Raw genomic sequence first — 22,172 nt, forward strand, 5'->3', positions numbered from 1 at the left:
TTGAACTGGCGTGTCAGCGGATCAGAAGGGCGGCGCCGAACAGTCCGATGGCAAACACCGTATGCGACACAAGATTGAGGGCGCGGACCTGCATCGGATTGGGCCGCTTCGAAGCGGCCCAGCCGGCGCCCATGCCGGGCGCCAGCAGAAACCACCCGGCGCCGACGGTGACGATGCCGAGGATAAAAGCCGGCAGGAAGGTCGGCGCGGTGAGCCAGGCCGTCCCGGCCAGCACGACCAGTATGACGCCGTAGACGATGCCGACAGCATAATGAAAGGCCCAGCCAAGTACTGATTCATGCGGGTAGGGCGAGGCCTTGCCAATGTCGTCATGGAAGACCTTGCCTTCCCGGAGATGCCAGACCCAGCGGCCGACCAGCCCCCAGTTCGGGCGCGGTTGGGCAAAGGCCTTGTTCAGGAAAATCGCCCAGACATCCATAAGCGCGGTTGCGCCGATGCCGATCGCGACGCTGCGCCACAAGATGTCAGACATAATCGAGGTCCTCAAAAGCAAGCAGTCCCGAAGGGCCGACACATGGCCCCGAAAACCGGGTCGGCTTTCGGAAGGATCATGCGCCGATGCAAAAGTCAGCGTCCTTTGGACGTTGAGCGCTCGGAGGCGCCCGCCGCCGTCCCAGGCCTAAGCTGTCGCCAGGACGGAAAGCTGTCCGAGAATGTGAGCCGCACCGGATTCGTCGACGCCGGGCTTTGTCTCGACATTGAGTGCGGTGACCTTGCCGTCCTCGACGATCATCGAAAAACGCTTCGAGCGCAGCCCCATGCCGCCGCTGGAGAGGTCGGCGTCGAGGCCGACCGATTTGGCGAAATCGCCATTGCCATCGGCGAGATAAAGGATTTTGCCTTCACCACCGCTGAAGCGGGCCCAAGCCCCCATGACGTGAACATCGTTGACCGAGACAACGGCGATAGTGTCGACGCCGCGCGCCAGGATGGCGTCGTAATTGTCCAGGTAGCCGGGCAGATGATTGTTGCTGCAGGTCGGCGTGAAAGCCCCTGGAACGCCAAACAGCACGACCGTCTTTCCTGAGAATATCTCGCCCGTCGTGATCGGCTTTGCACCATCGGCGGTCATTGTCTTGAAGGTCGCATCGGGCAGTTTGTCGCCAACGGAGATCGTCATGATGGTCCTCGTTTGGAAATGGAAGGGAGTGTCCTTGCGATAGCGAATTAAGGCGCGCCCGGCAACCGTCCAGACGTTGGCATCACGGGAATGGCAACAGGCCTTCGACCGCGCCTGCGGCACTTGTCAGAGTGTAGTGCAGGCCGCCATCGGTTGGCGTTGTCGACGGCCTGTCGAGGATCGGCACAGTAAAGATCAGCTTGCCATCCTTTTCGCTGCGTGCCGGGGCACCGAACATGTAGTCGCGTTCGCCGGCAACGAAGAAGTCGGCGCCCTCGGCGCTGCCCGGAAAACTCGCTTCGACAATCAGGGTTTCGTGGTCGCCCGGCAGTACGTTTATGCCGAAATCGGGCGTTGCCGTGGCGGGCAGGGCGGCAAGGCCTGCCTTGACCAGTGCCGCGTCCTCGGCGTTGTCCGGATCGGCGCCGGGATCGACGGTCAGTCTTGTCTGCACAGGGATGCAGATGGTTTCGCAGATGCCGAGGAAAATGTCCGCATCGATGACGGCCGGCTGGCCGGGCGCGGCAAGCGTGAACGTCACCGGCAACGAAACCGGGTGGTCGTAGCCGGCCCATTTGCCAGAGCCGTCGTCATGGCGCTGCGGCGGCGGAAACAAAAGCGTCGCGTCGGCAATGTTGGTGCTGGCCGAGACGTCGATCTGTGGCGGCACGCCCGCATCGCCCGGATCGCGCCAATAGGTTTTCCAGCCGGGCTTCAGCGCAATGTCGAGGACGCCCTGGAGACGTCCGGCCTGGTCGGCTTTGCCGCTCGTCACCAGCCTCACCCTGCCGCCTTCGCTGTTATACCAGGCCGACGAGGAGGCTGCGGCCGGGAGGCCGGTCGCCGATCCAATGGCCACACCAAGCAGCAGGATTTTCAAGCTTTGCATGACGGTGATTTGATCGTCCGTTGATGGCCGCACAATGATTTCATGACGCAGCCGGCATCATATTTGCGTGACCTTCGATTTACGAGCCTGATCAAATCGAGCGCCGCCCATCTTTTCGACGCTTCGGAAACGCGTTACGCTGTGGCCATGGATTTGTTGCGCCATAAAAGGACGGCCACAGGACCCGGCTTTCTCGACGACCAGTTCCTGATCGCCATGCCCGGCATGAAGGATGACCGCTTCACGCGCTCTGTCATCTACATTTGCGCGCACAGCGACGAAGGTGCGATGGGGCTGATCATCAACCAGACGCAGCAGATGCTGTTTCCGGACCTGCTCGTGCAACTTGGCATCATGAATGAGATGGAGGCGATCCGTCTGCCGGCGCCGGCGCGCGACTTTGTCGTGCGCAATGGCGGACCGGTGGATCGCAGCCGCGGCTTCGTTCTACATTCGGGCGACTACCGGGTGGAATCCTCGCTCGCCGTGTCCGACGACGTCTGCCTGACCGCGACCGTCGACATTTTGCGCGCCATCTCCTCCGGCCGCGGACCCCGGCGGGCGCTGATGGCTCTCGGCTATGCCGGCTGGGGTGCGGGCCAGCTTGAAAACGAGATCGCCGAGAATGGATGGCTGACTTGCCCGGCAAGTGCCGAGCTTCTGTTCGACGCCGACATCGACCGCAAATACGACCGGATCCTTGCCTCGATCGGCATCGATCTCGCGCATCTCAGCCTGGCTGCCGGTCACGCCTGAGCCCTCATCACGTCCCAGAAACTTGTCACGCTTGAGTGAGCGGATACTGTTCCTTCAGCGTCTTCAGCATCTGGTCGCCGGGCATCGGCGCGCCGAACATGAAGCTCTGCACGTATTCGCAGCCCATCTGCCGTAGCTCCAGCGCATCGCTTTCGTCCGAAATGCCTTCGGCAACGACCGACAGGCCGAGCTCATGCGCCATGTTGACCATCGATTTGAGCAGCACCGCGCGTTTCGGCGTCGCGTCGTCCACGAAGCTCTTGTCGATCTTGATCGTGTCGAACGGAAAGCGCGTCAGATAGGCCAGCGATGAGTAGCCGGTGCCGAAATCGTCCAGCGACAGGCCGATCCCAAGCTGCTTCAGCTTGGTCAGCACATGGGCGGTCTGCTCGGGATTGTCCATCACCAGCGATTCGGTGAGTTCGAGCCGGAAGCAGCGCGGTTTCAGGTTGGCTCGCGCGATCACCGAGCGGACGTCGCTGACCAGGTCGCGGCGGATGAGCTGACGGCTGGACAGATTGACCGAGACCGACAGCGGCGCATCGCCGATCTGCTTTTGCCATCCGGCCAGGTCTTCGGCAGCCTGCTGCATGGCGAACAGCCCAAGCTGCACGATCAGGCCGCAGTTTTCGGCAACCGGAATGAAATCCGCCGGCGGGATCATGCCGCGCCGCGGATGGTCCCAGCGCAGCAACGCCTCGAAGCCGGCAACGCTGCCGTCCTCCAGCCGCACGATCGGCTGATAGGCAAGCGTGAATTCGCGTCGCTCGATGGCGCGGCGCAGGTCGGACTCGAACTGCAGCCGGTCGGTGCCGACCGTGCGGAAGGCGGGCCGGAACGGCTCGATCCTGTCGCCGCCGAAGCGCTTGGCCTGATGCATGGCAAGCTCGGCATCCTTGACCATGTCCTCGGCCGAGGTCTGCGTGGACGTCCAGGTGATCAGCCCGATCGAGGCGGTCAGCACGATCTCGCGCTTGGCGAAGGTGATCGGGTTGTTGATGGCGTGCTTGATGGCATCGGCGATGGCCGCGATGCGAGCCGGATCCTGCTCCGACAAAAGCATCAGCGCGAACTGGTCGCCGGCAAAGCGCGACAGCGAATCCTTCGGCTTGAGCAGCCGGTGCAGCCGCCGCGCTATGGTCAAAAGGATGGTATCGCCGGCCGAGATGCCGAGCCCGTCATTGACCTGCTTGAAGCGATCGATGTCGATGACGAAGACGGTCGGGCGCACCTTCTCTTCGGTGCGGGCGATCGAAATGATCGCCTCCAGCCGGTTCATGAACAGCTCGCGGTTGGGCAAGCCGGTCAGATTGTCGTGCACGGCATCGTGCAGCAGCCGTTCCTCGGACTTCTTCTGCTCCGTCACGTCGACCATGGTGCCGACGCAGCGGATGACCTCGCCGTCCGAGCCGATCACCGGCCGGGCGCGCAGCGCAAACCAGTGATAGTGCCCGTCGGCGCCGCGCAGACGGAAGTTTTGCGACACCCGGCCGCGCCGGTGCTCGAGCACCACGTCGAGCGTCGTGCGAAACGTGTCGCGGTCGTCGGCATGCAGCACCGGCAGCCAGTTGCGGGCGGGACCGCCGAGACTGTTGGGGGCAAGGCCGAGCTGAATGCTGACGTCGGGACGAGTGACGACGCGGTCGCGCAGCACGTCCCAGTCCCACACAGTATCGCCCGATCCGGCAACCGCCAGCGCCTGCCGCTCGAGATCGGAGAACAGGCCCTGATGCAGGGCGCCGCCAGCAAAAGCGTGCTGCATCACCGTGAAGCCGATCAGCAGGATGATGAGGATCAGCCCGCCGCCCAGCGCCGGCTGGGCGATATCGTTGTCCAGCATGCCGGTGATCGCCATCCACGATCCGCATAGCCACAGCAGAACCATCACCCAACTGGGCACGAGCATGATGGCGCGGTCGTAACCGCGGATACCGAGGAAGATGATCAGGCCGAGCCCGGTCAGTGCGGTGGCGGCGAAGGACAGCCTGGCAATGCCGGCGGCAACCGCCGGATCGATGATGGCGACGCCGGCGATCAGCACCAGCCCGAGAATCCAGACCAGCGCGCCGTAGCTGAAATGGCCGTGCCACCGGTTGAGGTTGAGATAGGCAAACAGGAACACCACGAAGGTCGCCGCAAGCGCCACCTCCGTTCCGGCGCGCCACATCTGCTCGTTGCCCGGGGATATTTCTATGATCTTGTTAAGAAAGCCGAAATCGACGCAGATATACGCAAGCACCGCCCAGGCAAGGGCCGCCGTCGCCGGAAACATCGAGGTCCCCTTGACGACGAAAAGAATGGTCAGGAACAGCGCCAGCAGGCCGGCGATGCCGATGACGATGCCACGAAACAGCGTGTAGGAATTGACCGAGTCCTTGTAGGATTCAGGATCCCACAGATAGACCTGCGGCAGCTTGGGCGAGGCGAGCTCGGCGATGAAGGTGATCACCGTTCCGGGGTTCAACGTCACCCGGAACACGTCGGCGTCGGGGCTGGTCTGGCGGTCGAGGGCAAAGCCTTCGCTGGGCGTGATCGCGGCGATACGGGTCGAGCCGAGATCCGGCCAGAACAGGCCGGAATTCACCAGCCGGAAATGCGGTGCGACAATCAGCCTGTCGAGCTGCTGGTCGGTGGTGTTAGCGAGCGCGAACACCGCCCAGTCGCCGGTCGAGCGCGCGTCATTGGCCTCGACCTCGATGCGCCGCACGATGCCGTCCGGGCCGGGTGCCGTCGAGACCTGGAAATTCTCGCCTTGGTTGCGGTAGATTGCGACGGCACCCGAAAGGTCGAGCGCCACGTCGTCGCGGGCAATCTTGATCGGTTCGACCGCAAACGCCGACGATGCCGCGCAGAGCGTGACGATTGCCGCCAGCATAAAGGCAAGCAGCGACCCGTTGCGCAGAAAGTTCGTCAAAAATCAGTCCTTTGTTCCAACGCCCGGCGGATCGTCCGCGATTCGGGCGTATAGGTAATGGTCCTGCCAGATGCCGTTGATCCTGAGATAGGATCGTAGCAGTCCTTCGCGCCGGAATCCGGCTTTTTCAAGCACGCGGATCGACCGGGCATTATCGGGGATACAGGCAGCTTCGATCCGGTGCAACCGCAGCGTTTCGAAGGCGAAACGCGTCACCACCTTGACGGCATCGGTCATCAGCCCGCGTCCGCTGAAGCGCTCGCCGATCCAGTAGCCGATATGGCCGCTTTGGGCGACCCCGTGGCGGATATTGCCGAGGGTGATACCGCCGGCCAGCTTGCCGCTGCTTTTCTCGACGATGAAGAAGGCGATCGCCGTCCCCTGCGCGTAGTCCTCGCGGTAGCGGCCGATACGGTGCCGCCACGCCGTGCGGTCGAGCTCGTCAGGCGTCCATCGCGGCTCCCACGGCTCGAGGAAGGCGCGGCTTTCACTGCGCAGCACCGACCACTCGCGATAGTCGTTGGTCAGCGGCACGCGCAGCGTGACCAGCTCGCCCTTCAGTGCCGGCAGGTCGCGGCGAAAGAAAGGGAGCGCGAACACGATGCTCGAATGGGCTTAGACGGCAAGCTTACGGGCAGTGGTCTGCGTGCCCGAAAGCGAATCGAGGATCGCCTCATAGGGCGCGAGCGTACCCACCGGCCCGACAGCTGTAAGCGTCGGCTTGGTCGAAAAAAGCCGGGACGACAGATCCGTCAGCCGCTCGACAGTCAACGCCGACAGGCGCTCCATCAGCTCTTCCTTGGCGATCGGCCTGCCGAACAGAAGCAACTGCCTGGCGATCTGCGAGGCGCGGCTGGCCGGGCTCTCGGCCGACATGATCAGCCCGGCGCGGTATTGCGCCCGCGCCCGGTCGAGCTCCTCCTGCAGGATGTTTTCGCCGGCCTTTTGCAGCTCGTCGATGATCACAGGCACCAGCTCGGCAATATCGCTTTGTCCGGTCGCGGCATGGACCCCGAAGACGCCGGTGTCGGAAAAACCCCAATGGAAGGCATAGACCGAATAGCACAGGCCGCGTTTTTCGCGGACTTCCTGGAAAAGTCGCGACGACATGCCGCCGCCGAGGATCATCGACAGGACCTGGGAGGCATAGAAATCGCGGACGTGATAGGCGCGGCCCTCGAAACCCAGCACGATCTGGGCATCCATCAGGTCGCGGTCCTCGCGAAAATCGCCGCCGACATACTGCGCATATTGCGGGACGGTGCCGTCGGCCTTGCCGCGGAAGCTGCCGAGACGCTTTTCCACCTCCCGCACGAAATCGTCGTGCTTGATATCGCCGGCCGCCACCATCACCATGTTCTCGGCGCCGTACTGTCGTTCGATGAAGTCGTGCAACTGCTTCGAAGTGAAGGATTTGACGGTTTCCGGCGTGCCGAGAATCGAGCGGCCGATAGTCTGGTGGCGAAAGGCGGTCTCGGTAAAGTGATCGAAAACGACGTCGTCGGGCGTATCGTGCGCGGCGCCGATCTCCTGCAGAATCACATGCTGCTCTCGTTCCAACTCCTGCGGATCGAATTCGGATTCCTGCAGGATGTCGGAAAGAATATCGACCGCCAGCGGCACGTCGTCGCTCAGAACCCTTGCATAATAGGAGGTCGTCTCGACGCTGGTGGCGGCATTGATCTCACCGCCGACGTCCTCGATCTCCGAGGCAATCTCGAAGGCGCTTCGCCGCCTGGTGCCCTTGAAAGCCATGTGCTCGAGCAAGTGCGCCATTCCGTGCTCTTCGTCACGCTCGTTGCGTGCGCCCGACTTGACCCAGGCGCCAAGGGCAACAGATTCGAGGCTTGGAAGGGTTTCGGTGGCGACTGTCAGGCCGTTCGACAGACGGCTTACCTCAACACCCATATGGCAATTACTCCCTAACGCGCCGCCCGCGTGTGGCGGCCGAGATAATCTTCCACCATTTTCAGGTCGGATGGAAGTACCGTGTATTTTTCCTCGGCGCTCATCAACCCGCCTAGCCATGCAGGCAGGGCAGGCGACACGCCGCTGGCGGCTTCGACGGCGGCGGGAAACTTTGCCGGGTGCGCAGTGCCCAGCACCACCATCGGCACCTCACCAGCAGCCTTGCCGGCGGCCACATGCATGGCCGCGGCCGTATGCGGGTCGAGCAGATAGCCGCTCGCCGCAAGTGCGGTGCGGATGGTGGCGGCGACCTCGTCCATGGTGGCGCGGCCGGCGTCGAATTCGGAGCGGATCTTGGCGATTTCGCCAGCCTCGATGGTGAAGGCGCCGGACTGCTTGAGCCCGTTCATGTAGCGCCGCACGGTCGAGGCATCGCGGCCGGACGCTTCGAACAGCAAGCGTTCGAAGTTCGAAGACACCTGGATGTCCATCGAGGGCGACGTGGTCGAAAGGACCCCCTTCATGCGGTATTCGCCGGTCGCCAGCGTGCGCGCCAGAATATCGTTGTCGTTGGCGGCGATGATCAGCCGTTCGATCGGCAGCCCCATCTTCTTGGCGGCATAGCCGGCAAAGATGTCGCCGAAATTGCCGGTCGGCACGGTGAAGGAAACCGGTCTGTCGGGCGCGCCGAGCGACAGCGCGGAGGAGAAATAATAGACGATCTGGGCCATGATGCGGGCCCAGTTGATCGAATTGACGCCCGACAGCGATACCCGGTCGCGAAAACCGTGGTCGTTGAACATGTCCTTCACCAGGCCCTGGCAGTCGTCGAAATTACCTTCGATCGCCAACGCATGGACGTTTGCGGCGGTCGAGGTCGTCATCTGCCGCTGCTGTACCGGCGAGACGCGGCCATGCGGGAAAAGCACGAAGATGTCGGTGCGGTTGCGCCCGGCAAAGGCATCGATCGCGGCCCCTCCGGTGTCGCCGGAGGTGGCGCCGACAATGGTGGCGCGCTGGTCGCGCTCGGCCAGCACATGGTCCATCAGCCGCGCAAGAAGCTGCATCGCCACGTCCTTGAACGCGAGCGTCGGGCCGTGGAAGAGCTCGAGCACGAAGCTGTTCGGCCCGGTCTGCACCAGCGGGCAGACGGCCTCATGGCGGAAGGTCGCATAGGCTTCGCGCACCAGCCGTTCGAACACCGGCGCCGCGATCTCGCCGCCGAGGAACGGCGACAGCACCCGGATGGCAAGATCGGGATAGGCAAGGCCGCGCATGGCGCGGATCTCGGCTGCGGAAAAATGCGGCCAGGCGCTCGGCAGGTAGAGCCCTCCGTCGCGCGCCAGTCCGGCCAGCACGGCGTCGGAAAATCCAAGCGCGGGCGCTTCCCCGCGGGTACTCACATATTGCATCGTTACGTTTCCATTGCTGCCGGGAATTTTGGCCCGCCGCGAGGTGGTGGATTTCTGCGCGGGCTCAGTCGCATTTTTGCCGCGCGGTTGATATACGTCACCGGCTTTGCGAGAGGGAAGTGCAGTTCATGGCGTTTCATTCATTCAACGGTCGTTTTGTCGCGGGTCTGGGGCTCGCCGGCTTTATGCTTGCCGCCGCAGGCTGCCAATCGAGCGACAATGGTATTCTCGGCTTCGGCAAGAAGGACACGACGCCGCCACCGCCACCCGATCCCAAGGTGCTTTCCAGCCAGCTGCAGGCCTATTGCCCGAAAGTGACGTTGCGTGACGGCACCGCTTTCTTCAATACCTACGCCAAGAGCGGTCCGAAGCCGAAGAAAAAAACCGATGTTGCCGCCGAGGAAGCCGCCCAGCCGGCAACGGACGCGGCTGGCGTCGATCAGCCGGACGATTCCGCCAAGATCATCTATCAGGCTTCGATCACCGATGTGACCCGCGACTGCAGCCGCGCCAACGGCTCCTTGTCGATGAAGATAGCCGTCGCCGGCAAGGTCGTGCCTGGCCCGATGTTCACCCCCGGGACCATCACCATGCCGATCCGCATCGCGGTGATGCACGGCACCGAAGTTCTCTATTCGCAGCTTCACTCCTATCAGGTCCAGGTTACCGATCCTTCGAGTGCCACGCAGTTCGTCTTCACCGATTCCAACGTCGTCGTTCCGGAGCCGACGGCGAAGGACTACCAGGCATATGCCGGGTATGACGAGGGCGCCCCGAAAGTAGCGACAGACAAGCCGAGGAAGAAGAAAGCCGCCGCGACCAACTAAGCCGCTGCATTCGCGCCACGGCGGCTGAGGCGGCCTCTCACGCGTCCGCCGACCATTCCGACAGCGCGGCGATCACGCTTTTCAGTTCCGCCCAGCGGCGGATGACCGTTTCCGCGCCGGCCTCGGTCAGCGCATCGGCGTGGCCGGGATAGCTGTGCGCCGCGCCGGTAAAGCCGATGACGCGCATTCCCGCCGTCTTGGCGCCGGTGACGCCATGCACCGAATCCTCGATGACAAAGGTGTTCGCCGGATCGGCCTTGAGCTTTTCCGCGGCGAACCGAAACACGTCCGGCGCCGGCTTGGTTTTCCCGGTCGGGGTTTCCAGCGAGGAAAAGATCCGGCCGGCAAAGAACGGCAAAAGCTGCACCTTCTCCAGCATGAATTCGATCCGCTCAGAACGCGAATTCGAACAGACGCAGCGCGGCACTGCTACCGCGGCGACAGCTTCGTGCGCTCCGTCAATGGCACGCACGTCGCTGCGCAGCCTACGATCGACAAGCTGTTCCTCCTTGTCGATCAGCGAGGCTTGGAACGGGATCCGGGACTTTTCCTCGACCCGCATCATGATGTCCTTGAAAGTCAGCCCGGCATAGACCTCGGAAATCTCCTCGGCCGATATCTCGTAACCGGCCGAGGTCAAAAGCTCGGCATCGATACGCGCGGCGATGATTTCGGAATCGACGAGCACGCCGTCGCAATCGAAGATGACAAGATCTGGCTGGGGCATGGTGATCCGGGAAGCGGGATGAGGGGAATGCCGAGAGGGCCTTTGGTCAAAACGGCTCAGGCGGCGCGGCATACACCAACAGGCCGGGCTTCGCAAATTCGGCGTGCTGCTTCACTGAATATTTACGCTGATCGGTAACCATAACGGACAGTAAACAGTAACGCGTGCCTTGGGTGTCACAATGTCTGCCGTGCGTCTTCTCGACGACCTTTCCGATACTCCCCAGCAATCCGAGTGGCTGGATACGATCCTGAAAGGCGACTGCGTCGCCGCGCTCGAACGGCTGCCGGAAAAGTCGATCGACGTGATCTTTGCCGATCCGCCTTACAATCTGCAGCTCGATGGCGATCTGCACCGGCCCGACCAATCCAAGGTCGATGCCGTCGACGACCATTGGGACCAGTTCGACAGTTTTGAGGCCTACGACGCCTTCACCCGCGCCTGGCTGCTGGCGGCGCGCCGCGTGTTGAAGCCCAACGGCACGATCTGGGTCATCGGCTCCTACCACAATATTTTCAGGGTCGGCGCCAAGATGCAGGACCTGGGCTTCTGGATCCTCAACGACGTCGTCTGGCGCAAGACCAATCCAATGCCCAATTTCCGTGGCCGCCGTTTCCAGAACGCGCATGAGACGATGATCTGGGCATCGCGCGACCAAAAGGGCAAGGGTTACACATTCAACTACGAGGCGCTGAAGGCGTCGAATGACGACATTCAGATGCGTTCCGACTGGCTATTTCCGATCTGCACCGGCGGCGAGCGTCTGAAGAACGACAATGGTGACAAATTGCATCCGACGCAGAAGCCGGAAGCGTTGCTTGCCCGCGTCATGACGGCATCGACCAGGCCGGGCGACATCGTGCTCGACCCCTTCTTCGGTTCAGGTACCACCGGGGCTGTGGCCAAGCGGCTTGGCCGCCACTTCGTCGGCATCGAGCGTGAGCAGGCCTATATCGATGCCGCCATGGAACGTATCGATGCGGTCCGGCCGCTGGAAGGCGCCAATTTGACGGTGCTGACCGGCAAGCGGGCTGAGCCGCGCGTCGCATTCGTCACGCTTCTCGACAATGGCTTGGTGGCGCCCGGCGCCACGCTCTACGACGCCAAGAAGCGCTGGGCGGCAAAAGTGCGTGCCGATGGCACGCTGGCGATCGGCGACAGTGCCGGGTCGATCCACAAGATCGGCGCACACGTGCAGGGGCTGGACGCCTGCAACGGATGGACCTTCTGGCATTATGAGCGCAGCGGCGGCCTGACCCCAATCGACGAGCTTCGCCGCATTGCCCGCCTGGGCATGGAGCGGGCAGGGGCCTGAGGCTCCAAGCTGCGACAGATCGGTTATGCGAAGGCTCACCCAACCTTTGGAAGCGATTCAAATCACACTTTGATCCCAAGGCGCTCAAGGTCCGCCCTGAGCGTCTTTGCATCGGTGAACAGCACAGCCTGCCAACCGGCCGCCTTGGCACCGTCGACATTCTTCTGGCTGTCGTCGATGAACAGCGTGGCTGCCGGATCGAGGCCGAACGCGGCGACGTGGTGATCGTAGATGGCGCGATCCGGCTTGATCTGGCGGATGTCGCCCGACACGGTCACGCCGCGCGGCCTATTGAGGAAATCGAACCGCTCGCGGGCCTCGGCAAGCGTATCGGCCGCGAAATTGGTCAGCATCGTCACGTCGTGGCCGCTCTCGATCAGCCCGATCATGATGGCGACGCTGTCCTCATAGGCATGAGGCACCATCTCGTGCCAGTGCCGGCGGAAATTGCGGATGTTTTCGGCATGGTCGGGATATTGAGCGATCGCCAGCGCTTCGGCCTCTTCCCAACTGCGGCCGCGATCCTGCTCGATGTTCCAGTCGTGCGTGCAGACATTGTCGAAGAACCATTTCCGTTCGTCGGGATCGGGGATCAAGCGGCTGAACGGCAGGTTCGGATCATAGTGGATCAGCACTTTGCCGATGTCGAAAACGATGTGCCGGATTTCGGACATTCTTCTCTCTTTCAATGCGGCCGCTGCTTCTTCGTCGCGCCCGGTATCGCCGCTTCGATTACCTTTTTCATGACGCTCGGCAGCGCCTCCCCGGAAATTTCATGGGCCAGCGACCAGAAATGCCCGGCCGGTCCGACGCTGTCGGTCTCCGCCTTGAACACGTCGAGTTCAAGCGCAAAATGGGTAAAGATATGGCCGATGCGCCCGGCCTGCCGCCAGTCGCCGGGGAACGGGGCTGCCGCCGCCGTGGTGGCGCCATCGATCCGCGCGGTCCAGCCGGTCGTCGGCACTTCGGTCATGCCGCCCAGCAGGCCTTTATCCGCGCGCTTTCGCAAAAGGATGGCGCCGTCGCCCCTGACTGCGACGAAGGCGGCGCCGCGGCGCAAGGGTTTCTCGGCCTTGGGCAGGCGGACCGGAAAGCGCTCGGGACCGCCCGAGATTGTGGCGCTGCAATCCTGCCTGACGGGGCAGAGCATGCAGCGGGGCCGGCGCGGCGTGCAGATCGTCGCGCCCAGGTCCATCATCGCCTGCGCGAAGTCGCCGGGCCTTGTCGGGGGAACCATGCGTTCGACCTGGCCGCGTATCTCGCCCTTGGCGTCGCCCAGAGGCGTGGCGATCGAATACAGCCGTGAGACGACCCGTTCGACATTGCCGTCGACGACCGCGGCTGGTCGGTCGAAGGCGATCGCCGCGATCGCCGCCGCCGTATAGGCGCCGATGCCGGGCAGTTCCCTCAAGCCGGACTCGCTGTCCGGAAAGCGGCCGCCTTGCCGCGCGACGAGATCGGCGCAGGCTTTGAGGTTACGGGCGCGGGAATAATAGCCGAGCCCGGCCCAGGCCTTCATGACGTCTTCGGTCGGTGCCGCCGCCAGTGCCTCGACAGTTGGCCATTTCTGCACGAAAGCCCGGAAATAGGATTTTACCGCCTCGACCGTGGTTTGCTGCAGCATCACTTCGGAAAGCCAGACGAAATAGGGATCGGGCTGGGCGCCGCCCGCCAGCGCACGCGGCGGAACGCGCCACGGCAGCTCGCGGTGATGCGCGTCGTACCAGCCAAGCAGCCGGAACGCGATCTCGCCATTGTCTCCGGATACGGCCTTGCGGGTCTGGTCGTGCAGTGCCATTGATCGAGGGTCGGCCCTAATCCACTGGTGCTGAAGCTGGAGAACGCACATGGCAGGGAAAAGGCCCTTCGGCAATCCCGTTCCGGTGAGCGATCTCGCAACCGAGATCCTCGACCCGGTGCTGCGCAAGCGGGCCGGCATGTCGATCGGGCTGGTCCAGTCGTGGGAAGAGATTGCCGGACCGCGGCTTGCCGGCCGCTCGCGCCCGGAAAAGATCCAGTGGCCGCGCCGCATGCACGAGGACGATCCGTTCGAGCCGGCCGTGCTGGTAATTGCCTGCGAGGGTGTGGCGGCACTGCATCTGCAGCACGAGACCGGCGAGATCATCAACCGGGTCAATGCGTTTCTCGGTTTCAATGCGATCGGCCGGATCAGGATCGTGCAGAAGCCGGTAATGGCGGGCAAGGAAAAGCCGACACCCAGTTTGCGGCCGCTGACCGTGGCGGAGAAGGCGAAGCTGTCGGGCACTGTCGGTTTGATCGAGGACGACGGGCTGCGCGCCTCATTGGAGCGCCTTGGCGCCACCATTCTTGGTCAAAAGAAGCCGTGATCTCGCGCTATCGTGATGGTATGCCCGGATTTGGCGATTGGAATAGGGGCGGTAATGCCTTAATTCGCGCCAACTCTCGCTTTTTGTAGCCTTTGCATTGCAAAATCTAACTATTGCCAGGTGATTCGTATGATTCGTTCCTTGTCCCGCAGACACCTTTTGACTTCGCTGGCCGCAATACCAGCGGCGGCCCTGCTTGCCGCCTGCAGCGACTCGGGCGAGAAAGCCGAGGCGCAGGATGTGAAACCTGCGGCTCCGGCGGAACCTGCGAAGCCGGCCGCTCCGGCCGCCGCCAAAGCGCCTGAAGCTCAGGGCACGGTGGATATGGCAGCCTTGTTGAAGCCCGGCGCGCTGCCCGATATGCAGCTCGGCAAGGACGATGCAAAGGTCACTATCGTCGAATATGCATCGATGACCTGCCCGCATTGCGCGCATTTCGCCGAGACCACTTTTCCGGAGCTGAAGACGAAATATATCGACACCGGCAAAGCCCGTTACATCCTGCGCGAGTTTCCGTTCGATCCCAGCGCCGAGGCCGGTTTCATGCTGGCGCGCTGCTCCAAGGACAACTATTTCCCGATGGTCGACGTTCTGTTCAGGCAGCAGGCCAACTGGGTCGGTGTGAACAATACCAAGGACGCACTGCTGCAAATCGCGAAGCTTGCCGGTTTTACACAGGAGTCCTTCGAGGCCTGCTTGACGGACCAGAAACTTCTGGACGATGTGAGATCCGTCCAGAAGCGCGGCGCCGACGAATTCAAGGTCGATTCCACACCGACCTTTTTCATCAACGGAAAGACCTACAAAGGGGCGATGTCGATTGCGGAAATGTCGGCCATCATCGACCCTCTGCTCTGACCTTTCGGCAGCGCCGAAGCGGCGTCGCTTCGGCGTGCGCACTTCTTTGTCTTGCCGCGGGTTCTCCTTGCAAAACCCCGGAACAGTGTTGCGAAACTTGGCTATGGGCCGGCGCGAATGAAGTTCTCGCGCCTTCGCTTGCTCGGCTTCAAATCCTTCGTAGAACCCGGCGAGTTCGTCATCGAACGCGGCCTGACCGGCATCGTCGGGCCGAATGGCTGCGGCAAGTCGAACCTGGTCGAGGCGCTGCGCTGGGTTATGGGCGAAAGCTCCTACAAGAACATGCGTGCGTCCGGCATGGACGACGTCATCTTTTCCGGTTCCGGAACACGACCGGCCCGCAACACCGCTGAAGTCACGCTTTTTCTCGACAACAGCGACCGTAGCGCGCCCTCGGCCTTCAATGATTCAGACGAGTTGCAGGTTTCGCGCCGCATCGAACGCGAGGCGGGTTCGCTCTACCGCATCAACGGCAAGGAAGCCCGCGCCAAGGATGTGCAGCTGCTGTTCGCCGACCAGTCGACCGGCGCGCGTTCGCCATCGATGGTCGGGCAGGGCCGCATCGGCGAGCTGATCCAGGCAAAGCCGCAGGCGCGCCGCGCGCTGCTGGAAGAGGCAGCCGGAATTTCCGGCCTGCACACACGGCGCCACGAAGCCGAGCTGCGGCTGAAGGCGGCGGAACAGAACCTCGAAAGGCTGGACGACGTCGTCGGCGAACTGGAAAGCCAGATCGAAAGCCTGAAACGCCAAGCCCGCCAAGCCTCGCGCTTCAAGAACCTGTCGGCCGATATCCGCAAAGCCGAAGCGACGCTGCTGCATCTTCGCTGGACGCTGGCCAAGACGCAGGAAGGCGAAGCGCGTTCGGCGCTGGCGATTGCCACCGCGCTGGTCGGCGACCGTGCTGCCGCCCAGATGGCTGCCGCCAGGGAACAAGGCATTAACGCCCACCGGCTGCCGGACCTGCGCGATGCGGAAGCAGCAGCCGCCGCAGCCTTCCAGCGTCTGTCGATCGCCAAGGCGCAGATCGAGGAAGAGGCAGGCCGCATCCGCGCCCGCCAGGCAGAGCTCGACCGCCGACTGCAACAGCTTGATGGCGACCTTGCCCGCGAGCAGCGCATGGTCCGCGACAATGCCGATATCCTAGAACGTCTCGCCGCCGAAGAAGCCGCGCTCAACGCCGAAAACGCCGGCGCCGCCGAGCGTGAGGCCAGCACCCGCGCGGCTTTCGAGCAGGCGGCATCGACGCTTGCCTCGAGCGAGGCCAGGCTCGCCGCGCTGACCGCCGAACGGGCGGAGGCCGCCGCCTCGCGCAACCAGATCGAACGGACGCTGCGCGACACCGCTGAGCGCCGCGACCGCTTTGCCCGCCAGCTTGCCGATGTCGACCGCGAATTGTCGGAGATCGTCTCCAGGGTCGCCGGCCTGCCCGATCCCGCCGAGAAGCGGCTGCTGGTCGAACAGGCGCTGGCACTGCTCGAAGGGGCCGAGGCAGCAGCGATTGCAGCCGAACGGGCGGTCGCCGAGGCGCGTGCGGGCGAAGGTGCTGCCCGCCCACCGGTTCAGGACGCAAAAGCCGAGCTGGCGCGGATCGAAACCGAGGCCCGCACGCTTGCCAAGATCCTCAACGCTGCGAGCGGCGACTTGTTTCCCTCGGTGCTGGAGCAGATCAGCGTCGAGCGCGGCTACGAGACGGCGCTGGGTGCCGCACTTGGCGAAGATCTCGACGTGCCGCTCGACCGCAGCGCGCCGGTGCATTGGGGCCAGAGCGAAATCCAGCCCGGCGACGCCGCGTTGCCCGAAGGCATAAAGAGCCTCGCCAGCGTGGTGCGCGCGCCGGCGCAGCTGGCCCGCCGGCTGGCCCAGATCGGCATTATCGAAGCCGCCGACGGAAAAAGGCTGCAGACGCTGCTTGCTCCTGGGCAGCGATTGGTCAGCCGCGAAGGCGCGCTGTGGCGCTGGGACGGCTTTACCGCCAGCGCCGATGCGCCGACCGCTGCCGCGCAGCGGCTGGCGCAGAAAAACCGGCTGGCCGAACTCGACGCCGAAGCAGTCCATGCCACCCGCATCCTGCGCGACGCCGAACAGGCTCTTGCCCGGGCCGAACAGGCGCTTGCCCAGGCGAGCGAAGCCGAACGCTCCGCTCGACAGGCCGGGCGCGACGCCCAGCACGGGCTGGACGCTGCTCGCAATGCGCTGGCCGAGGCCGAAAAGGCCGGCGGCGAACTGTCGAGCCGGCGTGCAGCACTTGACGAGGCGCGCGCCCGCATTGTCGACAGCCATGAGGAAACGGCGACAGCATTCGTCGAGGCGGAAATGCTGCTGCAGGACGCGCCCGATCTCGGCGATCTGCAGTCGCAACTCGACCAGTCGGCCGCCAACGTCGCCCGCGACCGCGCCGCCCTTGCCGATGCGCGCGCCGTTCACGAGGGCCTGAAGCGGGAAGCCGAGGCACGTGCGCGCCGGCTCGACGCCATCGGCGCGGAACGGCGCAACTGGGTGGAGCGCGCCGAAAACGCGTCGACGCAGATCGCAGCGCTCGGCGAACGCAAGGCCGAGGCCGAGGCCGAGCGCGAGCGGCTGGCCGACGCCCCCGACGAGATCGACGCCAAGCGGCGCGCCTTGCTGTCGCAGCTCGCCGAGGCCGAAAGCCTGCGCAAGGCTGCCGGCGACCGCTTGCAGGAAGCGGAGAACCGGCAGTCCGAGCTGGACAAGGCTGCGACCGCTGCCATCCAATCGCTCGCCGAAGCACGCGAAACGCGTGTTCGCGCCGAAGAGCGGCTGACCGCCGCCGACGAGCGTCGGCTGGAAGTCGAAGCGCGCATCCAGGAAACGCTGAACACGCCGCCGCATCTGGTGATCCGCCACACCGGCCTCGAACCCGACAGCCCGATGCCCGAAATGGCCGAGATCGAGCGTCAGCTCGACCGGCTGAAGGTCGAGCGCGAACGGTTGGGCGCCGTCAATTTGCGCGCCGAGGAAGAGCAGAAGGAACTGTCGGACCGGCTGGAGACCATCGTTTCCGAGCGCGACGACATCATCGAGGCGATCCGTAAGCTGCGGCAGGCGATCCACAGCCTGAACCGTGAAGGCCGCGAGCGGCTGCTCGCTGCCTTCGAGGTGGTCAACGGCCATTTTCAACGGCTGTTTTCGCATCTGTTCGGCGGCGGCACCGCCGAGCTGCAACTGATCGAGTCCGACGATCCGCTCGAAGCCGGGCTCGAGATCCTGGCGCGACCGCCCGGCAAGAAGCCGCAGACGATGACGCTGCTGTCCGGCGGCGAGCAGGCGTTGACGGCGATGTCGCTGATCTTCGCCGTGTTCCTGACCAACCCGGCGCCGATCTGCGTGCTCGACGAAGTCGACGCGCCGCTCGACGACCACAATGTCGAACGCTTCTGCAATCTGATGGACGAAATGGCCGCAACCACCGAAACGCGCTTCGTCATCATCACACACAACCCGATCACGATGGCGCGCATGGACCGGCTGTTCGGGGTAACCATGGCCGAGCAAGGCGTCAGCCAACTGGTGTCGGTTGACCTGCAGGCGGCCGAAGCCATGCGCGAGGCAAGCTGACGCATCAGCTTAATGGTGGTCTCCACCTCGGCTTTCGACTATAGCACGACGAAATGGGCCGGATCTGCCGCTCCAGATACCGGCCCGGCTATGCGCGTGGAGAAGCTTGTTGCCTATACTTGTCACCGGAGCCGCGGGGTTCATTGGCAGTCACGTTTGCCACTATCTGCTCGACCGGGGACAAGCGGTCGTCGGCGTCGACAACATGAACGACTATTACGACCTGGCGCTCAAAAAGGGGCGGCTTGCCCGCCTTCTGCCCCGCAAGGATTTTTCGTTCCACCAGCTCGATATTGCCGAACAGGGCACGCTTGCGGCTGCTCTGGCCGGGCAAGGCATCGTCAGGATCGTGCATCTCGCCGCGCAGGCGGGTGTGCGCCACTCACTCGACAATCCGCGGCTCTATGTCCGCTCCAATGTCATGGGCCACCTCGAAGTGCTCGAATTCTGTCGCGCCGAACCGGCATTCGAGCATCTGGTCTATGCCTCGTCGAGCTCGGTGTATGGCGGCAACCGCAGCGTGCCGTTCAGCGAAGCCGATCAGGTCGACAAGCCCGTTTCGCTCTACGCCGCCACCAAGAAAACCGATGAGTTGATGAGCCACACCTACGCCCATCTGTTCGGCATACCGCAGACCGGCCTGCGGTTTTTCACGGTCTATGGTCCCTGGGGCCGCCCCGACATGGCCTATTGGATGTTCACCCGGGCGATGCTCGAGGGCAAGCCGATCCGGGTTTTCAACAATGGCGAAATGTGGCGCGATTTCACCTACATAGACGATGTGGTCAAGGCGGTCGTCGCCGTGCTCGACAAGCCGCCGTCAGCTGACGTTCCGCCGAACAGGCTTTACAATGTCGGCAACAACCGGCCGGTGCGCCTGGGCGACTTCATCGACATTCTGGAAAGGCTGCTCGAGGTCAAGGCAATCCGCCACAACGAGCCGATGCAGGCGAGCGACGTCGAGAAGACTTACGCCGACATGACCGCGCTGGAGCGGGATTTCGGCTTCAGGCCTAACGTTTCGATAGAGGACGGGCTGAAGAAGTTTGTCGACTGGTACCGGCCGTACTCGAAGCAGTGATTTGCACCACTCGCCGTGACGCCTTCAAGCGGGACACCTGGAGTGGGCACAAGTCGGTCCGCAAAAGCATCATTTTGTCCTAACATCCTGTTAACCACATGCTCGCTGAAAGGTATCCGATTAACCTTTGAGGCGCTTATGACCGCTATGTTTCGTGGCTTGCTGTTCAATATGAGCTGTGTGGATGTGCGGATTCGGGGGCTATTTCGGTTCAGTCCGGGATGCGGAAGCTTTGCTTGCGCGCATGACGTCCGCGATCGCCCATCGCGGACCGGATGAACAAGGCAAATTCGTAGCGCCCGAGGCTGGACTTGGGCATGCGCGGCTGTCGGTGATCGGGATTGGTGATGGCCAGCAGCCGATGTCCGACGAAACCGGCAATTTGACGATTGCGTTCAACGGCGAGATTTTCAATTACGTGGAATTGCGCGAAGGGCTGTTGGCCAAAGGCCGACGCTTCCGCACGTCGAGCGACACCGAGGTTCTCCTGCAGCTGTATGAGGAGATGGGCGAAGACTGCCTGCCGCTCCTGAACGGTGATTTCGCCTTCGCGATTTGGGATAACCGGCGGCGGCGGATGGTGCTTGCAAGAGACCGCATGGGTGTTAGGCCGCTGTTCTACACCAGCAAGGACGGGGTGCTCTACTTTGCGTCCGAGATAAAAGCCCTGCTGAAGGTACCCGGCATCTCGGCCGAAATCGATCCGATTGCACTCGACCAGATCTTTACGCTGTGGGCGCCGATCGCTCCACGCACGGCTTTCCGCGATATCCACGAGCTGGAGCCGGCAAGCGTGATGATCGCGACAGAGGGGCAAGTGACGGTCAAACCATACTGGTATCTGGACTATCCTCATCGAGATGCGCCATCGAAGATCACCAATGAGGACGACGCGGCCGAGGAACTGCAGGCCCTGTTGACCGACGCGGTGAGGCTTCGCATGCGCGCCGACGTGCCGGTCGGTTCTTACCTTTCGGGCGGGCTCGATTCATCCCTCGTTTCGGCACTCGCGGCCGGTATGACTCCTCTTAAGCTGCAGACATTTTCCGTAACGTTCGACAGCGCCGAGCATGACGAAAGCGCCTTCCAGACCGAAATGGCGTCAGCACTTGGCACGCGCCATCGAACCATAGCCTGTCGTGCCGGTGATATCGCCGGTGTGTTTCCCGAAGTCATCCGCTTTACCGAGCGGCCGATCATCCGCACCGCCCCGGCCCCCCTCTATCAACTGTCCGGCCTCGTCCGCCAGGCCGGTTTGAAAGTGGTGCTGACAGGCGAAGGCGCCGACGAAGTCTTTGCCGGCTATGATGTCTTCAAGGAAGCGCGGGTTCGCCGTTTCTGCGGACGACAGCCGGCATCGCGCATAAGACCACAGCTGTTCCGGAAGCTTTATCCCTATCTGCCAGGTCTGCAGCAGCAGTCCGTAGAGTACCTGGCCGCGTTCTTCGGCACCGGCAGCGCAGCCCTGGACGATCCGCTGTTCTCGCATCGGCCCCGTTTCAAGACCACATCAGCGGCCAAGATGTTTTTCTCCGGTGACCTGCGTGCGACATTGAAGGGCTACGACGCAGCCGAGGAACTGGCCGGCCGGTTGCCTGAGGCGTTTTCCCGGTGGCATCCGCTGCATCAAGCGCAATATCTCGAAACCCGCTTTCTCCTGCCGGGCTACATCCTCTCCAGCCAGGGCGATCGCATGGCCATGGCGCATGGTATCGAAGGGCGTTTCCCCTTCCTTGACCATCGCTTGGTGGAGTTTGCGGCAAGACTTCCGCCGGAGATGAAGCTCAAGGGACTGGTGGAAAAACACATACTGCGCAAAGTTGCCAAGCACCTGCTTCCGACGGCCATCAGCGAGCGCACCAAACAGCCTTACCGGGCGCCGGAAGCCCGCTCCTTCGTTGGACCTGGAGAACTGGACTACGTACGCGACTCGGTGAGCGAGGCGAGCATCGCCGCCGGAGGACTATTCAACGCCAAGGCGGTGGCGAACCTGCACGAGAAATGCCGCTTGCAGCCCGCGTCCGGATTCCGCGACAATGCGGCTTTCGTCGGCATTTTGTCGACGCAGCTGTGGCAGAAGATTTTCACCGGCGAAAAGGTCGGTGCAGCACGAGCGGCCTGAGAAATCGAGGGAATGAAAAATCATGGTAGCAATCAAGGACAAGGTCAAAACCTTTATCGTCGACAACTTCTTGTTCGGCGACACGTCCTACGAGCTTGCGGACTCCGCGTCACTGATCGAAAACGGCATCATCGATTCGACGGCCGTGTTGGAGCTCGTGGCATTTATAGAGGATGATTTCGGCATAGCGATGGTCGATGCCGACATCGTACCGGCCAATCTGGATTCGATTGACCGCATCTCAGCCTTCATCAAGGCAAAAGCAGAAGCGCTGGCAGCGTAGGCGCCATCGGCGAGG

19 protein-coding genes are annotated in these 22,172 nt (G+C 63.0%); 9 read left to right on the forward strand and 10 right to left on the reverse strand.

Translation table 11 applies throughout. The features are described 5' to 3' along the window. Window positions 1-13: 13 nt before the first annotated feature. The 3 genes from NKH83_RS22760 to NKH83_RS22770 all read right to left on the reverse strand — a co-directional run bounded on the left by NKH83_RS22760 (window position 14) and on the right by NKH83_RS22770 (window position 2,030). Complete coding sequence (locus NKH83_RS22760) at window positions 14-493, reverse strand: DUF2938 domain-containing protein (protein WP_352807598.1); 480 nt, start codon at window positions 491-493, stop codon at window positions 14-16. 147 nt (window positions 494-640) lie between these two features. Continuing rightward, window positions 641-1,141 (reverse strand): peroxiredoxin, encoded by a 501-nt coding sequence (locus NKH83_RS22765; RefSeq protein ID WP_352688974.1) that lies wholly within the window; start codon window positions 1,139-1,141, stop codon window positions 641-643. Between the two features lie 82 nt (window positions 1,142-1,223). Continuing rightward, window positions 1,224-2,030, reverse strand: a complete 807-nt coding sequence (locus NKH83_RS22770; protein ID WP_352807599.1) for a protein-disulfide reductase DsbD domain-containing protein — start codon at window positions 2,028-2,030, stop codon at window positions 1,224-1,226. A gap of 147 nt (window positions 2,031-2,177) precedes the next feature. On the opposite strand from NKH83_RS22770, the gene NKH83_RS22775 reads away from it, so the two are divergent. Beyond that, window positions 2,178-2,786, forward strand: a complete 609-nt coding sequence (locus NKH83_RS22775; protein ID WP_254818656.1) for a YqgE/AlgH family protein — start codon at window positions 2,178-2,180, stop codon at window positions 2,784-2,786. Window positions 2,787-2,811: 25 nt separating this feature from the next. Here the strand turns inward: NKH83_RS22775 and NKH83_RS22780 are convergent, their stop codons facing one another. Genes NKH83_RS22780 through thrC form a run of 4 tightly spaced genes read right to left on the reverse strand, consistent with a single transcriptional unit; the run spans window position 2,812 to window position 9,020 of the window. Beyond that, window positions 2,812-5,700, reverse strand: a complete 2,889-nt coding sequence (locus NKH83_RS22780) for an EAL domain-containing protein (protein ID WP_352807601.1) — start codon at window positions 5,698-5,700, stop codon at window positions 2,812-2,814. A 3-nt stretch (window positions 5,701-5,703) separates the two neighbouring features. Continuing rightward, the gene (locus tag NKH83_RS22785) at window positions 5,704-6,300 is read right to left on the reverse strand and encodes a GNAT family N-acetyltransferase (RefSeq protein ID WP_352807603.1); all 597 of its coding nucleotides are present in this window, start codon (window positions 6,298-6,300) and stop codon (window positions 5,704-5,706) included. 15 nt (window positions 6,301-6,315) lie between these two features. Then, window positions 6,316-7,608 (reverse strand): M16 family metallopeptidase, encoded by a 1,293-nt coding sequence (locus tag NKH83_RS22790; protein WP_352807605.1) that lies wholly within the window; start codon window positions 7,606-7,608, stop codon window positions 6,316-6,318. A gap of 14 nt (window positions 7,609-7,622) precedes the next feature. Then, window positions 7,623-9,020: a threonine synthase gene (thrC, locus tag NKH83_RS22795; protein ID WP_352807607.1), complete on the reverse strand. Its 1,398-nt coding sequence runs from the start codon at window positions 9,018-9,020 to the stop codon at window positions 7,623-7,625. A gap of 128 nt (window positions 9,021-9,148) precedes the next feature. Between thrC and NKH83_RS22800 the strand changes: the two genes are divergently transcribed. Continuing rightward, window positions 9,149-9,847: a hypothetical protein gene (locus NKH83_RS22800; RefSeq protein ID WP_352701597.1), complete on the forward strand. Its 699-nt coding sequence runs from the start codon at window positions 9,149-9,151 to the stop codon at window positions 9,845-9,847. A gap of 37 nt (window positions 9,848-9,884) precedes the next feature. Here the strand turns inward: NKH83_RS22800 and NKH83_RS22805 are convergent, their stop codons facing one another. Next, window positions 9,885-10,574 (reverse strand): HAD family hydrolase, encoded by a 690-nt coding sequence (locus NKH83_RS22805; protein WP_254818468.1) that lies wholly within the window; start codon window positions 10,572-10,574, stop codon window positions 9,885-9,887. A gap of 181 nt (window positions 10,575-10,755) precedes the next feature. Between NKH83_RS22805 and NKH83_RS22810 the strand changes: the two genes are divergently transcribed. After that, window positions 10,756-11,889 (forward strand): site-specific DNA-methyltransferase, encoded by a 1,134-nt coding sequence (locus NKH83_RS22810; protein WP_352807609.1) that lies wholly within the window; start codon window positions 10,756-10,758, stop codon window positions 11,887-11,889. A 62-nt stretch (window positions 11,890-11,951) separates the two neighbouring features. Here the strand turns inward: NKH83_RS22810 and NKH83_RS22815 are convergent, their stop codons facing one another. Further along, window positions 11,952-12,563: an HAD family hydrolase gene (locus NKH83_RS22815; protein ID WP_352645940.1), complete on the reverse strand. Its 612-nt coding sequence runs from the start codon at window positions 12,561-12,563 to the stop codon at window positions 11,952-11,954. Between the two features lie 11 nt (window positions 12,564-12,574). Then, window positions 12,575-13,687, reverse strand: coding sequence for an A/G-specific adenine glycosylase (gene mutY, locus NKH83_RS22820; protein WP_352807611.1), 1,113 nt, complete (start codon window positions 13,685-13,687; stop codon window positions 12,575-12,577). A gap of 49 nt (window positions 13,688-13,736) precedes the next feature. Here mutY and NKH83_RS22825 point away from each other — a divergent pair, with 49 nt between their 5' ends. From NKH83_RS22825 to NKH83_RS22850, 6 genes are all read left to right on the forward strand, one after another. Further along, the gene (locus tag NKH83_RS22825; RefSeq protein ID WP_352807613.1) at window positions 13,737-14,237 is read left to right on the forward strand and encodes a DUF721 domain-containing protein; all 501 of its coding nucleotides are present in this window, start codon (window positions 13,737-13,739) and stop codon (window positions 14,235-14,237) included. Between the two features lie 129 nt (window positions 14,238-14,366). After that, window positions 14,367-15,095: a DsbA family protein gene (locus tag NKH83_RS22830; RefSeq protein WP_352688951.1), complete on the forward strand. Its 729-nt coding sequence runs from the start codon at window positions 14,367-14,369 to the stop codon at window positions 15,093-15,095. A gap of 117 nt (window positions 15,096-15,212) precedes the next feature. Next, a complete protein-coding gene (smc, locus tag NKH83_RS22835) occupies window positions 15,213-18,671 on the forward strand; it encodes a chromosome segregation protein SMC (RefSeq protein WP_352807615.1) in 3,459 nt (1,152 codons plus the stop codon). A 109-nt stretch (window positions 18,672-18,780) separates the two neighbouring features. Continuing rightward, window positions 18,781-19,752 carry an NAD-dependent epimerase/dehydratase family protein gene (locus NKH83_RS22840; RefSeq protein ID WP_352807617.1) on the forward strand — a complete coding sequence of 324 codons (972 nt, stop codon included), beginning with the start codon at window positions 18,781-18,783 and terminating at the stop codon, window positions 19,750-19,752. Window positions 19,753-19,936: 184 nt separating this feature from the next. Further along, entirely contained in the window at window positions 19,937-21,874 is a 1,938-nt protein-coding gene (gene asnB / locus NKH83_RS22845) for an asparagine synthase (glutamine-hydrolyzing) (RefSeq protein ID WP_352807619.1), read from the forward strand. A 19-nt stretch (window positions 21,875-21,893) separates the two neighbouring features. Then, entirely contained in the window at window positions 21,894-22,157 is a 264-nt protein-coding gene (locus NKH83_RS22850; RefSeq protein WP_254818658.1) for an acyl carrier protein, read from the forward strand. The last annotated feature ends 15 nt before the right edge of the window (window positions 22,158-22,172 follow it).

Source organism: Mesorhizobium sp. M0909, from assembly GCF_040319515.1.
In the GTDB taxonomy this organism is placed as follows: Bacteria; Pseudomonadota; Alphaproteobacteria; order Rhizobiales; family Rhizobiaceae; genus Mesorhizobium.

Bases quoted from the DNA above. Each gene is read 5' to 3' on its own strand.
- NKH83_RS22760 (WP_352807598.1), bottom strand. From the start codon at position 493: ATGTCTGACATCTTGTGGCGCAGCGTCGCGATCGGCATCGGCGCAACC.
- NKH83_RS22765 (WP_352688974.1), bottom strand. From the start codon at position 1,141: ATGACGATCTCCGTTGGCGACAAACTGCCCGATGCGACCTTCAAGACA.
- NKH83_RS22770 (WP_352807599.1), bottom strand. From the start codon at position 2,030: ATGCAAAGCTTGAAAATCCTGCTGCTTGGTGTGGCCATTGGATCGGCG.
- NKH83_RS22775 (WP_254818656.1), top strand. From the start codon at position 2,178: ATGGATTTGTTGCGCCATAAAAGGACGGCCACAGGACCCGGCTTTCTC.
- NKH83_RS22790 (WP_352807605.1), bottom strand. From the start codon at position 7,608: ATGGGTGTTGAGGTAAGCCGTCTGTCGAACGGCCTGACAGTCGCCACC.
- thrC (WP_352807607.1), bottom strand. From the start codon at position 9,020: ATGCAATATGTGAGTACCCGCGGGGAAGCGCCCGCGCTTGGATTTTCC.
- NKH83_RS22800 (WP_352701597.1), top strand. From the start codon at position 9,149: ATGGCGTTTCATTCATTCAACGGTCGTTTTGTCGCGGGTCTGGGGCTC.
- NKH83_RS22805 (WP_254818468.1), bottom strand. From the start codon at position 10,574: ATGCCCCAGCCAGATCTTGTCATCTTCGATTGCGACGGCGTGCTCGTC.
- NKH83_RS22810 (WP_352807609.1), top strand. From the start codon at position 10,756: ATGTCTGCCGTGCGTCTTCTCGACGACCTTTCCGATACTCCCCAGCAA.
- NKH83_RS22815 (WP_352645940.1), bottom strand. From the start codon at position 12,563: ATGTCCGAAATCCGGCACATCGTTTTCGACATCGGCAAAGTGCTGATC.
- mutY (WP_352807611.1), bottom strand. From the start codon at position 13,687: ATGGCACTGCACGACCAGACCCGCAAGGCCGTATCCGGAGACAATGGC.
- NKH83_RS22825 (WP_352807613.1), top strand. From the start codon at position 13,737: ATGGCAGGGAAAAGGCCCTTCGGCAATCCCGTTCCGGTGAGCGATCTC.
- NKH83_RS22830 (WP_352688951.1), top strand. From the start codon at position 14,367: ATGATTCGTTCCTTGTCCCGCAGACACCTTTTGACTTCGCTGGCCGCA.
- smc (WP_352807615.1), top strand. From the start codon at position 15,213: ATGAAGTTCTCGCGCCTTCGCTTGCTCGGCTTCAAATCCTTCGTAGAA.
- asnB (WP_352807619.1), top strand. From the start codon at position 19,937: ATGTGCGGATTCGGGGGCTATTTCGGTTCAGTCCGGGATGCGGAAGCT.